Source organism: Treponema rectale, assembly GCF_014202035.1.
GTDB classification, from domain to species: Bacteria; Spirochaetota; Spirochaetia; order Treponematales; family Treponemataceae; genus Treponema_D; species Treponema_D rectale.
Map to the genome: position 1 here is coordinate 956,719 of NZ_JACHFR010000002.1, position 15,946 is coordinate 972,664.

General features: G+C 35.1%; 16 protein-coding genes. 14 read left to right on the top strand and 2 right to left on the bottom strand.

Translation table 11 applies throughout. The features are described from left to right. The first annotated feature begins 29 nt into the window (after positions 1–29). The 11 genes from HNP77_RS08620 (at position 30) to HNP77_RS08670 (ending at position 8,977) form a co-directional block, all read left to right on the top strand. Positions 30–317 carry a BrnT family toxin gene (locus HNP77_RS08620; RefSeq protein ID WP_184652762.1) on the top strand — a complete coding sequence of 96 codons (288 nt, stop codon included), beginning with the start codon at positions 30–32 and terminating at the stop codon, positions 315–317. A 1-nt stretch (position 318) separates the two neighbouring features. Continuing rightward, the gene (locus HNP77_RS08625) at positions 319–531 is read left to right on the top strand and encodes a BrnA antitoxin family protein (RefSeq protein ID WP_184652763.1); all 213 of its coding nucleotides are present in this window, start codon (positions 319–321) and stop codon (positions 529–531) included. Positions 532–634: 103 nt separating this feature from the next. After that, positions 635–1,327, top strand: coding sequence for a hypothetical protein (locus tag HNP77_RS08630; protein WP_184652764.1), 693 nt, complete (start codon positions 635–637; stop codon positions 1,325–1,327). 86 nt (positions 1,328–1,413) lie between these two features. Next, positions 1,414–2,211, top strand: coding sequence for a DUF4846 domain-containing protein (locus tag HNP77_RS08635; RefSeq protein WP_184652765.1), 798 nt, complete (start codon positions 1,414–1,416; stop codon positions 2,209–2,211). A 109-nt stretch (positions 2,212–2,320) separates the two neighbouring features. After that, positions 2,321–2,932, top strand: a complete 612-nt coding sequence (locus HNP77_RS08640) for a sugar O-acetyltransferase (protein WP_184652766.1) — start codon at positions 2,321–2,323, stop codon at positions 2,930–2,932. Between the two features lie 104 nt (positions 2,933–3,036). Continuing rightward, entirely contained in the window at positions 3,037–4,008 is a 972-nt protein-coding gene (locus tag HNP77_RS08645; protein ID WP_184652767.1) for an SH3 domain-containing protein, read from the top strand. 161 nt (positions 4,009–4,169) lie between these two features. Beyond that, a complete protein-coding gene (locus HNP77_RS08650; RefSeq protein WP_184652768.1) occupies positions 4,170–4,757 on the top strand; it encodes a nitroreductase family protein in 588 nt (195 codons plus the stop codon). 56 nt (positions 4,758–4,813) lie between these two features. Beyond that, positions 4,814–5,740: an SH3 domain-containing protein gene (locus HNP77_RS08655; RefSeq protein WP_184652769.1), complete on the top strand. Its 927-nt coding sequence runs from the start codon at positions 4,814–4,816 to the stop codon at positions 5,738–5,740. A gap of 42 nt (positions 5,741–5,782) precedes the next feature. Next, positions 5,783–6,997: a hypothetical protein gene (locus tag HNP77_RS08660; protein WP_184652770.1), complete on the top strand. Its 1,215-nt coding sequence runs from the start codon at positions 5,783–5,785 to the stop codon at positions 6,995–6,997. Between the two features lie 71 nt (positions 6,998–7,068). Beyond that, positions 7,069–7,950 (top strand): SH3 domain-containing protein, encoded by an 882-nt coding sequence (locus HNP77_RS08665; protein ID WP_184652771.1) that lies wholly within the window; start codon positions 7,069–7,071, stop codon positions 7,948–7,950. Positions 7,951–8,008: 58 nt separating this feature from the next. Continuing rightward, positions 8,009–8,977 (top strand): NYN domain-containing protein, encoded by a 969-nt coding sequence (locus tag HNP77_RS08670; RefSeq protein WP_184652772.1) that lies wholly within the window; start codon positions 8,009–8,011, stop codon positions 8,975–8,977. Between the two features lie 126 nt (positions 8,978–9,103). Here HNP77_RS08670 and HNP77_RS08675 read toward each other — a convergent pair whose 3' ends face one another. Beyond that, the gene (locus HNP77_RS08675; RefSeq protein WP_184652773.1) at positions 9,104–9,889 is read right to left on the bottom strand and encodes a family 16 glycosylhydrolase; all 786 of its coding nucleotides are present in this window, start codon (positions 9,887–9,889) and stop codon (positions 9,104–9,106) included. Between the two features lie 209 nt (positions 9,890–10,098). On the opposite strand from HNP77_RS08675, the gene HNP77_RS08680 reads away from it, so the two are divergent. After that, on the top strand, positions 10,099–10,554 hold the full coding sequence (locus HNP77_RS08680; protein ID WP_184652774.1) for a GAF domain-containing protein: 456 nt from the start codon (positions 10,099–10,101) through the stop codon (positions 10,552–10,554). A 13-nt stretch (positions 10,555–10,567) separates the two neighbouring features. Continuing rightward, the gene (locus HNP77_RS08685; RefSeq protein WP_184652775.1) at positions 10,568–13,060 is read left to right on the top strand and encodes an alpha-L-arabinofuranosidase C-terminal domain-containing protein; all 2,493 of its coding nucleotides are present in this window, start codon (positions 10,568–10,570) and stop codon (positions 13,058–13,060) included. Between the two features lie 71 nt (positions 13,061–13,131). Here HNP77_RS08685 and HNP77_RS08690 read toward each other — a convergent pair whose 3' ends face one another. After that, complete coding sequence (locus tag HNP77_RS08690; RefSeq protein ID WP_184652776.1) at positions 13,132–14,787, bottom strand: putative manganese-dependent inorganic diphosphatase; 1,656 nt, start codon at positions 14,785–14,787, stop codon at positions 13,132–13,134. A 317-nt stretch (positions 14,788–15,104) separates the two neighbouring features. On the opposite strand from HNP77_RS08690, the gene HNP77_RS08695 reads away from it, so the two are divergent. Next, positions 15,105–15,914: an ankyrin repeat domain-containing protein gene (locus tag HNP77_RS08695; RefSeq protein ID WP_184652777.1), complete on the top strand. Its 810-nt coding sequence runs from the start codon at positions 15,105–15,107 to the stop codon at positions 15,912–15,914. Positions 15,915–15,946: the final 32 nt, after the last annotated feature.

Below are 15,946 nucleotides of genomic sequence, written 5' to 3' on the forward strand. Positions count from 1 at the left end.
AAGAAGTATTGTATAATTATAATATAATTATGGACGAAATAATCTTTGAATGGGATCCTGTAAAAGCTGAGTTGAATTATACAAAACACAAAGTAACTTTTGAGGAGGCGAAAAGTGTTTTTTATGATGAAAACGCAATCTTAATTGCAGATCCGGATCATTCAAGTATGGATGAAGACAGATTTATCATGCTTGGCCTTAGTTCCGAGTTACATATGCTGGTTGTCTGCCATTGTTACAGAGAAAATGACAGAATTAGAATTATTTCGGCCCGAAGAGCGAATATTTTTGAAGCCGCACAATATGGAGGAAAATGACATGAGAGACAATTACGATTTTTCAAAAGGAATCAAAAATCCTTATGCAGACAGACTCAAGAAACAAATAACAATTCGCCTTGACGATCAGGTAATTGATTATTTTAAGAATATGGCAGAAGAAACAGGTATGCCGTATCAGAATATAATCAATTATTATCTGCTGGATTGTGTAAAAGAAAAGAAACATCTGGAAGTTGCGTTTAGTAAATAATCACATAACAAAGGTTCGTAAGCCGACAGGCAGCCAAGTTGCCTGCGGCTTAAAATGTTGTAATGACGACAGGTACACAGGACTGCTCTCTGGGAAGGAAAAAATGAAGAAAGTATTTTTAATCTTTATATTAATCTTTTCAGTTTCTTTTCTTTTTTCAAAAGAATTAAAATATAAAATCAAAGGACCGTCATATAATAAACAGATATATTATGATAACAATAATCAAATTACAAATTTTGCAAACTGGGAACGAATTGATGGTTTATACGTTTCACCCGACAATACAAAAATGCTTGTCTGGCATCGTCCAGATAAAGCAAGAGCATATTTAATTACATTATATGATTTAAAAACAAATTCAATCATTGCTGAATGCGAACCTGGAATGGCCTGTTCTGGAGTTCGATGGACAAATAATTACCTTATTTATATCTGGAGAACAACAGGCGGCGGAACCAGATTTGAATATCGCAACTACAATACGCTTGCCGTTGAAAAAACAATACAGGCATATTTTCCGTTCGAGTCTGAACCAGATAACATTTTAATCGGTGCATCTTTTAATTATTGTGAAAACGATATAGTTTTTTATGATTTTTCAAATGGAACTCAATTAAAAACAATTAATCTGATTAAAGAATTAGAGCAAAAAGATATTTATGTTTCTGGAACATTTGTTACAGATATAAAACAAATCGGAACAAGAAAATATCAATTTGATGTAAGTTACTATTTAAATATGGAAGGTATGGAAGATAAAGAATTTCAAATACAGCTTGAATTTGAAATATAATGTATATTTCATAAAGCAAGTCAAGCTGCCTGCGGTACAACCAGTTGTTATGTGGACGCCTGCTGCTTGAGACGCTGAGGATTAGAATGAAAAAAAATATTATTTTTGTATTTTTGCTGTTATTTCCATTCATTATATTTTCTCAAGAAATTAATAAGAATGGAAATAATATAGTTGAAAGGTTTTCTCTTCCTGAGAGGGTTGAGAGAGTTTATGCTGATAAAAATTCTTTTATCAATTTTTTACGGACTTATCCCTTAAAAAAATACGGCTCTCCTGTCTTACTATACAATGGGCAGGAAAAAAGAAATCAAGTACATATTTCTGTTTTTGATTTTCCGCTTTTGTCAGTTGATCTTATTCAATGCGCAGATGCCGTAATAAAATTACGGGCTGAATATTTATATACACAAAAAAGATTTTCAGAAATTAAATTTCATATTACTAATGGAATGCTTATTCCGTTTGAAAGATATATCAATGGTGAAAGAGTTATTGTCACTGGAAATGATACTGCCTGGAAGTCTGGATACAAAACAGGAAATACACGTGATGTCTTTGATGAATATTTAAAATTTATTTATTCATATGCTGGTACTTATTCGTTATCAAAAGAATCAAAAAAGAAATCAATAGAGAATATTGTTCCAGGTGATTTTTTTATTTATGGTGGAAGTCCTGGACATGTTGTATTAGTACTTGATGTTGCTATAAATAAAAAAACAGGAAAAAAAATAATGTTACTTGGGCAAAGTTATATGCCATCTCAAGAGTTTCATATTCTAAAAAGCTATGAATCTATTAGTCCCTGGTATTATATTGAGGATAATATATTGGAAACACCAGAATGGACTTTCGGCAAAGGAAGTTTAATGGAGTTTTAGAAAAAACACATATCAAAGATTATGTGGACGCCCGGTACTGTGGTACTTATTTTTTTATAACTTACTAAAAGCGGAAGATGATATAAAAAAAAGAGGTATTAAAATTTATATGAATCAAAAAGAACGAATGCTGGCGGGGTTGCCGTACAAGGCCTGGATGGATGGTTTAAGTCAGGAGCGGCTGGAAAACAAAAAGAGAATCTTTAGGTTCAACAATCTGGATCCTGAAAAATCAGATGAAAAAATAAAACTTCTAAAAGAAATTCTTGGTAAAACAGGGAAGTACATAAATATAGAAGCACCCTTTCATTGTGATTATGGGTATAATATTGAAGTTGGCGAGAATTTTTTTGCAAATTACAATTTTATTGTACTCGACGTGGGAAAAGTAAAAATTGGGAATAACGCTCAGATTGCACCGAATGTATCTATTTATACAGCAGGTCATCCAATTCATCCTGATTCACGGAATTCCGGGTATGAATATGGCGAAGCCGTAACAATTGGTGATAATGTCTGGATTGGTGGAAATTGTTGCATTCTGCCTGGCGTGACTATAGGCAACAATGTTGTTATTGGTGCTGGAAGCGTGGTATCTGAAGACATTCCGGATAACGTTATTGCTGTTGGAAATCCTTGTAAAGTTCTTCGCAAAATTACAGAAGCAGATAGAGATTATTATTACAAAGACAGAAAATTTGATGTGAATGATTATAAGTAAAACTTTACTGAAGATGTAGATGATTGATGTATAAGTTGTCACAGAAAATGATATTTGATTTTGAATGTGACTGACAGCTGGACAAGATGAGTTGCGGGGTAAAAATGAAAAAAATTATTTGTATATTATTTACTTTTGTAATTTTGCTCACTTCAGCATTTGCCGATAAAAATCGGTTTTATGAAAATGGAAAAGTTGTCGATACAATGTATGTGAATTCCAGGGAAGGCTTGCGAGTTCGGAATGAGCCTTCCCTCAAATCAAACAGACTTTGCGGACTTGTGCACAGGATTCCTGTCAAAGTTGTGGCAATAGGGCGAATAGAAATGATTGATGGAATTACTGCTCCGTGGGTAGAGATTCTGATTCCACGTTACGAGTGGAAAAGAGAAGAGCCTGAATACGGCTGGGTGTTCGGCGGGTATCTGGTAAAAGAACAGCCTGAGTTTGACAGCTCGAATTGGGACAGTGCAGCTGTAAAGAATTATCTCATGTCAAGGGAATGGCAGATGCTGGTTTGGTATGACAACTGGGGATCGGTAAATTTTTATGAAAACGGCAGGGCGGAAATAATAGGAAAAAGTATGTCCTCTTCCAAAACATGGACTTTCAACTATCAGATTTTAAGCGGCAATAGAATCAAAATCAGCAATATTTCTGACACACAAATCCGCTCTCACTCAATTCAGCAACCGCCCGACAGCGAGATTTACAACCAGACCTACACCTTGGAATTCAGTGATAATCTGCACGTCAGAACAAAAGAATCAAGTGCGTTAGATTTGTTTTACTATGTTCCCGCAGATTTTCCGGAACTTTTTACCCGACGCGAACTTTACGAAACCGATGATTTTCAATGGCACAGCGGAAATTACTATGATAATAAACAATTCAGGAACTATTTTGAGTTTTATGTTTATCAAAAAAAACGGTTCAACGAAATACAAGACTCGGATATTCAGAATTTTATAAAATATGGATTGTCGCCAGAAGGCACGGGTTACGAACAGCAATATCACGACTATTGGAATCCAATTATGGAAGAACATCAGAAAAAAGCTGATGATTATTTATGATATGAGTGAAATGCCGGTTATAATATACAAGACTGTTCCGTACCGTAAAATAAAGAGTGTCGTATAAATGAAATTGCTTTTATAATATGTAAAAAATCTGCACAACAAAAGTTTGACGTCGACAAACCCGCTGCGCACTGCGCCACTTATGGAGATAAAAATTGTCTGCGATATTTAAAAGAAGAAGTATCAGAAAGTTTACGAATAAACCTGTATCAAAAAGGATTCTTACAAAAATTTTAGAAGCTGGAAAAGCAGCTCCGTCTGCAAAAAACAGACAGCCGTGGAAATTTATTGTTTTTTCAGAAACTGAAAAAGATAAACTTGTTGACTGTATGGAAAAAGGAATTCTCCGTGAAGAAAAAAGTCCATTACTGCCAAAATCACAAAACGGAATTGCTGATGCAAAAAATACATTAAGGATAATGAAAAATGCTCCTGTTATTATAATTGTTCTGAACACGAATGCAATTTCTCCATTTAAGAGCATCGATTCAGATTCAAGAATAACAGAAATTTGTGACACTTTGTCGATTGGTGCTTCTGTAGAAAATATGCTGCTCAGAGCAAAACAACTTGGTATTGGAAGTCTTTGGATTGCGAATACATTTTTTTCGTATACAGAGCTTACAGAATTTTTAAATACAGATTGTCAACTTGTATGTGCTATTGCCCTTGGATATCCTGATGAAAAACCAAAACAGCGGCCTCGAAAAGCTGATTCTGAAATAATTGAATTTAGATTTTAAGTTTTTATAAGACAAGAAATAAAAACATTGCCATATGGGTACCGTTTGGAGAGAAAATGAAAAAGAAACTTTTACTTTTGTTTTTGAGCTTTGTGCTCAGCAGTATTTATGCCAGTGAAAAGTATGAAAATAATAAATACTTTTGTACGACAGACCGTCTCAAACTTAGAGAAAATCCAGGGCTTGATTCAAACGTTCTGACGATTCTTGAAGAAAAGACCGCAGTAGAATTTTTGCAGGAAGGGGATCTTCAGGTTATTTCTGATGTATTGCCTGATATGGAATCAGTCGAGTACAGAGATAATTGGGTTAAAATAAAAATCATTCCCAGTGTAAATGAGAAGTCCATGGTTGGATGGGTTTATGGTGCATATCTGACCCCATTAAATACCTGCGAAATTTTTTCTGATGAAAAGGTAAAATGCCTTTATTGTGATTTTTTTAAAGTTACAGACAGAACTGCAGGTGAAACAAATGTTACATATTATTTTCTTGAAAATGAAAAAATCATTTATAAAACTCTGAGTTTATTTACATCTATGTATGATGGGCCAAACTGGGCGTGGAATCTTCATATTTTTCCCCGAGTTGAAAAAAACAGGAAATATCTCTATGTATCATCTGAATTAAATTCAAGTGATACGGTTCACCTAAAATCTGTTGTTCGCTATGATATAACTGACTATAAAGAATTCAGCCGGGAAGTCAACAATGATAAATATATCAAAAGTAAAACAAAAGAATATATAAATGATTATGTGAGCTATAATTCCGAAAAAAGATTTCATCTAAAACAAGAAATGCCGCTTTACAAGAATCACAGTTTTGATTCAGAAATAATCTTATCCGTCACGCCGGAAGAAAAAACAATTTTTCCAGATATGGAGAATCTTTATTTTGAAGATACAAAATCAGGGTTCTGGATAGCGGCAGAAAATCAGTCAGGACAATCCGGCTGGTTGTGGTTTGATTGTAGTAATTAACATAGTTTATATGGATACACATACTGGGGAGTCAGAAAAAAAATGAAAAAAATATTAAATCTGATTTTGATTAGTTTTGTCGTGTTTGCCGGATGCAGTAAACAATCGTCGAAAGCTGGTGATAATAATAGTGAACGAAAAGTTTTAATGGATGACGTGACAGAAAATTCTGAACAGACAAAAGAAACTTCCGTTGAAGAAATCCTTCCGTTAAAAGCTGTTGAAAATATAGAACTTCCTGAAAATGTCGAACTTGCCATGGAGCAGGAAACAGAACTTTTAAAAACTCAGGATTTTATTATCTCAATTTATGTAAAAGAATTGCAGTCTGGTAAAGATTCAGATTATTACAAATGTGAGATTTATGTTACAGATTTACATGGTAATAAAAGCTTCCTTGATAACTGCCGGATCGGGCACATCGGGCAGGTTGAAAATCCTGTTGTCTGCTATGATTTTCTTGATTTAGATAATCCTCTTGTCTGCGCTGATATAAACAATAATAAGATTACAGATTATCTTTTTATCTTGAACGGTTTTAATTCTGATGATCTTATTGGTTTTGAAAAGAAAGATGAAAAGTATGTATTAATTTTAAATTATCCTGTTCAAACTGACGGCGGTCCTGAATTAGATATTCTTACGGAAAATATTATCTTTAATTACGGTAAAGAATTTAATGAAATAATAATTGATACTATGCCGTACAACTGGCGGAGTCATCTCTTTTTTGACATGAATTTATACAAGTATGTTCAAAAGAAAGTATCTCCTTATGCACTTAAGCAGTATTTTCCTGAGGAAGTTCAGGAGTTAAAACAAATTGGCGGTCATGAAATTGCTGTAAGCGCTCAGCGTATTTATCTTAAAGATAATGATAACTATTATAAAATTTTCTTCCATGGTGATCCGGAAACTTTTGGTTCTGCTTTCTGGGAAGAAAATACCGGTGTCTGTGATATAAAAACTTTTGATGTGGATGATTCATCTTTTATCATACAATTATCATTCTCACAGAATTATGAAAAAGATCAGTTCTTTTACATTTTCAAAGAAAAAGATCAGAGATTCATAAAAAAGACAGAAGAATATTATGAGGATACTCCTGGAATATATCATAAGAAAAATGAAGTTCTGGAAATAAAAGAGGCAACTAAAGATAATGGAAAGCTGTTAATTAATTATGATGTCGTGGATTTGAATCATAAGGTAATTGAAAATAAGACTACGTCCATAGACATTAAAAATTTAGATTAGTAAACTTTGCATTAGAAAGAATTAATGTAAATGATGTATGGTTGCTGAAATATAAAAAAAAGGAAGGAAAAATGAAAAAGTATTTTATATTATTAGCTTTAATTTTATGTTCAGGTTATTTTTTTTCTTTAGATTCACAATATTTCAGCAGCAACAAAAAGATTGATTATTTATATGTAAAATCACCTGAAGGATTGCGGATAAGAAATAAACCTGATTTATCAGGTGATAGAACTGGAGTTCTTTATGACAGAATGAGAGTAAAAATTATTTCTGTTGGAAAAGAAATTACAATTGACGGTATAAAATCAAACTGGATAAAAATCCTTCTTCCCATTGAAACAGTGCAGGCAGATGAAAATGTATATGGATGGGTTTTCGGCGGATACTTGACGGATAAAGCAGAACCTTTTTCAACAGAAAGCTGGACAGATAATGATTTAAAAAGATATCTGTGCAGATTTTCCTGGGTAACTGGAACCGGAAACAGATCCTATTATCAATTCAACTTAAATAATTCATATAGTGTCAATTTATTAGAATCAGGTCTGGGTGGATTTGGAGAATACTCGGTTTCATTAAAGAATAAAACAATAACAGTAAAAAGCCGTTATGCAGATGAAGACTCTGAAAGTGAAATAATAACTGATGTATATAAAATCATAAAAATTGAAGAAGATAAGCTTACGTTAAATATTAAAGGATATGAGTTTATTTTTATTCCTTCTATAAATCAGAAAGTTTTCTATGAAATTCTTACACAGGAAAAGTTTAATCCCGGCTTGTTTTATTTACCTTCATATTATGCCCTCATGTTTCCATTCAGTTCGGACTTAATAAAAAAAATTGACAGCAGGGATTTTATAAATAAAAGTATGGATAATTTGATAAAGATGGGGATCTATGTAGAAGATGAGGAATATGAAAAGGCATATAATTCATATTGGAATTAAAACAGTCGTACAACCATGTGCTGACTGAGTACCTGCATTATTTTTTAAGGAGATTAATTTGAGTAAGATTGCAGTTTTTTTTGACGCAGAAAATGTTCCTGCAAAAACAGTACCGGAGATAATTGCTTTTTTGTCTACGAAAGGTGATATTCTTTTTCAAAGGGCATATGCAGACTGGTCAATAACAAATACTAAATCCTGGCAGACACAGATTACAAAAACGCCGATTACAGCAATTCAGCAGTTTCATCATAATCAGGAACAGGCGGTAGATAAAGCTGTAATGATGGATGCCATCGAATTGGCTATAAAACATGAAGATATAGATATTTTTGCATTAATTGCTTCTGATAATGGATATTATTCTTTGAGCCTTCGTTTGAGGGAACTTGGGAAACGGGTTATAGGAATTGGTGAAAAAGGGAAGTGCAGTCCAATCTGGATAAACTCCTGCAATGAGTTTACATATTTTCAGGATCTGGAAGAAATTGATGATGATATATTACTGGAATCAGAAAGTACAAAAGATTCAAATGATCTTGAAGGTTTTGCAGTTGAGAAGTTTCTTGAAAAAGCATTTGATTCTACTCCATTTTATAAAGATACAAATACTGTTCTGCTGTCTCAAATGTGGGAATCGATTTTAAGGCTGAAGCCTGATTTTACAGTTAAGGATTATGGTAAAAAATCCGCACGGGAATTTTTAATGTCGTTTGAAGATAAATTCAAAATTTCAGACGATGGTAAAAATCAAAGAACTTTTTTTGTTGAAAAAATTGAGAATCGGAATTCTCAGAGAAAAACAGGAGTTATAAAAAGAAGAATAGGCTGTTACTGTATTATTTCTGCAGATGATAAAAAAGGAGATTATTTCTTTTACAGAAATGAGATTAATCCGGAATGTAAAAAAGAAAAACTTGAGAAAGGCATGAAAGTTGATTTTCTTGTTGTAAAGGAACCGGACTTGAATGCCGGTAAATCAAAAGACAAAAACGGACGGGCAACGGACTTAAAGATTATAAAATAAAAATATGATGAGTACTCTGCTGCAGATATGTATTAGGCGTGGTTTTATGGTCACAGTACAATTATAAGATGTTCACCGGAATTGTGAATGATGATTCATTTTTCTGGTGAACATTTTTTTTCTTACTTATTTCGGTGTGTATTTGATGTAATCATAGTAAGCATATTTTGGACCTGAGTACCAGAAGTGATTAAGCCAGCTGTCTACTCCAGTTCCAGGCCATAGATTTACCATTATCTGCATTGGATGGGACGGCATTTTCTTTCCATATGGAGCATTGAAACCTCTGTTGTTTACACCATATACCCATTTTCCGTCAATGTACCAGTTTATATATCCGTTACCGTATTCGATGGCATATTTGTGATAACCTTTGCTTGCATCAAATCCGAGGTTGATTATTTTTTCATTATTGGCAACACCGTCAACATAATAGTTGAGCTGAACTTTTGTAGTGTCTTTTCCGAGAATTTCTACATCAATTTCATCCCATGGATTTCCGGTGTACAGGAAGAAGGAAGTTACAAGTCCGTCGCCTTTTGCAGCCATCATGTTTGTTTCAAATGTGCCGTAGCTGAATGTATTGTGAGTTCTGTATTCTCCGCTGGAATATGGTTTTCCGTAACTTGGTGTATTATCCAGCTTAATCGTCATCTTACCGTTGTTGAACCAGATATGATCGCTTTTCCATCCGCAGTTGAACATTCCTCCGTTTGTCCAGTCAGCTTTTCCGAAAACACCGGTGTTGTGGTAATCAAGTCCGTCCCAGAGACTCCAGGTTTGAACAGATCTTGCAGAAGTTTCCTCCGGTTCATTTTCCTGTACGACAGATACGTTTTGAGAACATGAACTCAGAGCCAGTAAGGCTGCAGTACTCAGCAGAACTGCAATTTTTTTTGCGTTTACTTTCATTTAATTCCTCCTTATAAAGCTTTTGCAAGTAAACTTTATGGAATAATTAAAAGGCTGAATTTTTATATCAACTATAATTATTTTATTCAAAATTACAGAAAATTGTTCCGTAAGATATTTTTCTTATTTTTTTTTACTTCTTCTGTACACAGACAGCATGATTTTTATACAATGATTCTGAAAATACAGAATAAAAATAGGATATAAAAATGGCAGCAGATTATGAACTTTTATGCTCAATGCTTTCTTCCCTTACTTTGAATGAAAGACATCCTGTACCAAATATGGCAAATGCTGCGGCACTTTTATGGCAGGAACTTCCGGATATAAACTGGGCCGGCTTTTATACAATGGAAGACGGTTATTTGCTTTTAGGACCTTTTCAGGGAAAGCCTGCCTGTATAAGGATTCCACTAGGAAAAGGAGTGTGCGGTACGGCAGCTGAAAAAAATAAAACTCAGCTTGTAAAAGATGTCCATCAGTTTAAAGGACACATTGCCTGTGATTCAGCTTCTAATTCAGAAATAGTCATTCCCCTTCATGATAAAGATAAAAAGGTATGCGCTGTGCTTGATATAGACAGTCCGTTAACAGGACGTTTTACAGATGAAGATAAAGCAGGTCTTGAAAAATTTGCACATATTCTTGAAAAAGCATGCATGTAGAGGAGTGAAAGAGATGAAAAAGATTCTTGCGGCATTATCAGCATTATGTGCAGCAGTTGTAGCTGTGGCACAGACAAAAATTACAGCAGATTTTACAGAAACGAAGACACCTGTAAGTCCATATCTGTTCGGTATTTTTTATGAAGACATAAACTATGCAGCAGACGGGGGCCTTTACGGAGAACTTATTCAGAACCGCTCCTTTGAATTTTCAAAAAGCGGAAAATCTTTTATGGAATACTGGAATCCGGTTTCTTCTGAGAATGAAGTCTTTTGTTCCAGAATAACTGAATGTATGGAAAGTCCTCTTAATAAAAATAATACTGTGTTTTTAAGATTAAACGTACGCCAGTCCGGAGATGGAATTTCAAATTCAGGTTATGACGGAATTAATGTAAAAGCCGGAAAAATATATCCCCTCAGCCTTTATCTTCGCAGCCCGGATTCATCTGTAGATAAAGTTCAGATAGAACTGCGTAACAGGAAAACATTACGGAAACTTTTTAAAACTGAATTTGAAATTTCATCAGAATGGAAAAAATATCATGCAGAAGTTATTCCTGAAAAATCCTGTGAAGAAGCAGAACTTCTGGTGACGGTTTCTTCTTCAGATGGAACTGTTGATGTTGATTTTGTTTCACTGTTTGCATCTGATATCTATAATGATGAAGAAAATGGTTTGAAAGAAAACCTTGTATTGATGCTTAAACAAATGAAACCTGGATTTGTCAGATTCCCTGGTGGTTGCATTGTTCACGGTTATAATCTTGAAAACAGTTTCAACTGGAAAGATACCGTTGGTCCGGTCGAAGAAAGAAAAGAGAAGGCTAATTACTGGGGTTATCAGCAGAGTTACGGACTTGGATTTTATGAATATTTCAGGCTCTGTGAAGATATCGGCAGTCAGCCTCTTCCGGTTTTAAGAGCGGGTGTTTCTCATTATGGACATACCTGTAATTCAGATGAACTTATGCAGCTGGCTCAGGATGCCCTTGACCTTATTGAATGGGCAACAGGAAGCAGAGATTCTGAATGGGGAAAGATTCGTGCAGAAGCAGGACATCCGGAACCTTTTGAACTTAACTATATTGGAATCGGAAATGAAGACTGCGGAGAAGATTATTTTTACAGATACAGTTACATTGCATCAAAAATAAAGGAAAAATATCCTGAGATTAAGACAGTTATTTCTTCCGGCTATACTTATGATGATGTAAATTTTCATAATGCCTGGAATAAAGTTAATGAATGGGAAGGCAGTGCTTTATATAAAAATACTGTAGATTTAGTTGATGAGCATTATTACAATCCGTCTGCATGGTTTCTAATGAATTCAAACAGATACGATGACAGAGAGTTTTATAAAACAGAAAAAAGTTTTCCGAAAGTATTTATAGGAGAATATGCTTCATGGGTTGAGGGACGCCGCGGAAATCTTTTTGCAGCACTGACTGAAGCAGCCTATATGACGGGAATTGAAAGGAACGGGGATGTAATTGAACTTGCTTCCTATGCACCTCTCTTTGCACGGGAAAATCATGTACAGTGGATTCCTGATGCAGTCTGGTTTAATGATGAATTTGTTTACGGGACGCCGTCATATTATGTGCAGTCTATGTTTATGAACAACAAGACAGATTTTTCCATAAGGACAGCTGTAGAAAATAATAAAACGATTGTTGATTCTCATAAAATGAAGGGCAGTGTCGGGCTTGCAACCTGGCAGACTCAGGCAGAATATTCAAATATTAAAGTTACTGACATGTCAGAAAATAAAATTCTCTATGACAGTTCCTCTGAAAAAATGAATATGAAAAAACTTAATGTCAGGAGCGGTTCCTGGAGTATAAAAAATAATTCTCTGATTCAGAGTGATGAAGGTGATAACATGCGCCTTACTTTTGAAAAACTTATAAAGCCTTCTGAAAATTATGATTTTGAAGTGACAGCAAGAAAAATCAGAGGTAATGAAGGTTTTCTCATAATGTTTGGTGTCAGTAAAGAAAATTTTTACTGGTGGAATATCGGAGGGTGGGGAAATACTCAGAGCTGCGTTCAGAAAGGAACGGCTCCCTCAAGAACTGTAATTGGAGATTCAAAGAATATAACAGTTGAACGTGACCGTGAATATAAAATAAAAATTGAAGTCAGGGGTGATACGTATCGATGCTATCTTGACGGAGAACTGCTTCATGAGTTTACAGATCGTGAAGAATATAAAAAGATTTTTGCTCATGTGGGAGAAACTGAAGACGAAGTAATCATTAAGATTGTCAATACAGGAAACAGAAAAGAAAAATGCAGTGTAGTACTTAATGGTGCGGACATGTTAAATCCTGATGCACAAATTATAACTTTAAGCGGAAGATTTGATTCAGAAAATTCTTTTGAAAATTCCCGTGCCGTATGTCCGGAAAATTCACCGGCAGTCATAAAGTCTCCGGATTTTACTTATACGGTAAAGCCTTATTCTTTTACGATAATAAAACTGACTAAAAAGAAGTGATGAGAAAAAACTTTTCCGTTTTAACGGCATTATGTCTGTAAAAAACGGAAAAGCTTTTTAGTTTTGTAAAACTATTTCAGATAATTCAATACCTGTTCCGTTATAAGCGGAACCAGCTGCTTTTTACGGCTGACGACTCCCTGCAGGTAATAGACATTCTCTTCCTGTTTCGGGAAGGTTATGAACGGCAAAAAGTTTTTGTCTGATTCAATAAGAAGAACACTGCTTAATGTGGTTATGTCCGTAACAAGAAGGCAGCTGAAAAGTCCCTTATGACTGCGGCGTTCAATTTCAAGTTCAGCAAGGAAGTCTTCCTTACGGTCAAGAATTTCTTTAGGGTTTCCGACTTCAATCTGGCTTACGGTATAAACAGCTTTGCCTTCCGTATATTCCTTCATGTCCTGACGTATTATTTCATCTGCAGCACGGCCAGAAACGTGGCTTCCGGCAAGGAGGATTTCATTACCAAGTTCCTTTACGTCAAGATTTGTAATGTCGCTTAAGTAATCAGCGGTTTCTACATCAAGATCCGTAACTGTAGCACTCTGAAGTACAAGGGTATCACTTAAAATTCCGCAGAGAAGCAGAGCAGCAATTTCCTTTGGAATAGGCACTCTGTATTCGCGGTAAAGCTGGGTAATAAGAGTTGCTGTAGAACCTACCGGTTTGTTTATGAAAGTAATAGGATATTTTGTAGATAAGGTTCCGAGACGGTGATGGTCTATTACGCCTAAAATTTTATAGTGGTCAATGTCTTCTACAGCCTGGCTGAGTTCATTGTGGTCAACCATTACTACGCTAATGTTTGGTTCTTTTAAAAGATCGTGTTCAGAAATAATACCGATGACCTTGTTGTTTTCATCTACGACCGGCAGATATTTGCACTGGGAATGTTTGAGAATATCCTGAATTTTTGCAGTCGTATCATTTATGTGTACCGGAAGAATTTCTTTGTCTGCAACGGCTGCAACCGGTGTAGAGTATGCTATGAGCATGGCGGTCGGGGTAGTTGTATACGGGCTTATGATTACCGATACTCCGTTTTTTTCTGCGAGCTCGCGAAGTTCCTTGTTAAGGGCAAATCCGCTGGTAAGAATCATAAGTTTTACTTTGTGTTCAATACAAAGTTTCTGAATGTCTTCACGGTCACTTACGATTACTACAAGATCCTCGCTGGAATGACTTTCGAGCCTTTCTATGAAGGTTTTTTCTGATGATGAACCGACAAGAATGAAAGCTTTGAAGGTTTTGTCGGCGTCATGGTTCAGTATTATAGGCTGTGCATTCAGTGTTTTCTGAATAAGTGAAATGCTTGTAGAAATCTTGTTGCGTTTTTCCGGATTCATTATGCGTAAAACACTCTGTGCGAATCCTGAATAGTGCAGGAGTGAAAGATATTTTCCTTCTCCGTCTACAACTGGAAGAACTCTTAAGCCGGTTTTTTCCATTCTTCCGATTGCTTCCCATACAGAAACATTTTCGTTTACAGTTTCAAACTCTTCAGGCATGTAGTATTCAACTTTTGGAATAAGATTCGGGATATACTGAGGACGCTGAATATTAAATTTCTGGAATATATATGAAGTCTGAGGATTTAAATGTCCGGCCCTGCAGGCGATGTATTCATCATGTCCAAGAAGGTTTCTCAGTTTTGCATAGGCAACGGCAGCAACGACACTGTCGGTATCAGGGTTTTTGTGTCCGATTACATAAACTTTATTTTTCATAGATGAATATTTTACTGCAGCATCGTTTTTTTGAAAAGTGTTCCGTTAATGGCTGAATAGGGGTAAAACTTCGGCAGCCGGTTTTATGGTCTGAAAGCATTTTTATCTGCGTACAGGCAGTGAAAGCAGCGGATTTTATAAAAATATTTCGAAAAAAACAGCTTTTATGTTGACTTATTATATTCTTTTTATGATATTCTTTTATACAAATAAAACTAGAAAAGGATTAATGAATGTTTTTTGTTTACGGATGAATTTCAGGAATGGTTCCTGTGTTTTCTTTCTGTAAGTATTAAACCTTCAGAATTTTGAGAATCGTGCAGAATACAAAAACAAATTTACCAGTCTTAAATGTGTCGGAAAATGGTCTTGAAATTAATGGAAAACCTCTTGAACCGTTTTTTTTGCTAGAAGATCTGATTGCTGTTATAGGTCAGCCGGATGAACGTTACTGGCAGGATCCTGAGCATAAATTTTTTGAAATCTGTCAGTGGAATGAACTTGGTTTGAGGACACGTTCAGATTATGAAGATAATACGAGAGTTCTTTCTTTTTATCTTTGTCTTAAGAAGAATCCTAAAAAAAGCCTGAATGCTTTTCCCGGTGATTTAATTGTTAATGGAGTGAATTTTGCGGAAAGACGGGAAGAATTCTTTTTTAATTACATTGAACTTGGCCGTGACTGTATCTGGGGTAAGTCACTGGATGCAGAATATGGTTATTGTAAGTGTGATGATGCAGAATTTATTGCATTTGATTTCTATAAGACGATTTATATTGCAGTATTCTTTAACCGTATTGATTATCTGGAAACTCTCGTTAAAGCCGGTCATGATGTAAACTGTCATGCAGATTTTAATAAGGAGCCGCTTTTGAGCTTTGCCGTATCTAAGAATAATCCTGAAATCATGCAGATTCTTATTGATGGCGGCGCTGATGTTAATAAACAGGATCTGTCTGGAGTTACGCCGCTGATGACAGCCATAAAGCTTAATCTTGTGGATATGGCAAGGCTTCTTATAAAAGCCGGAGCTTCATTTGACATAAAGGACGGCAGGGGATTTACTGCCAGGGATTATGCAGAGAAGCTTGATGTTGACGCAGGTATAAAGGAATTGTTTGCCTGAGCGGTCAATAGCTTCCATGAAAGTGCTTCTTG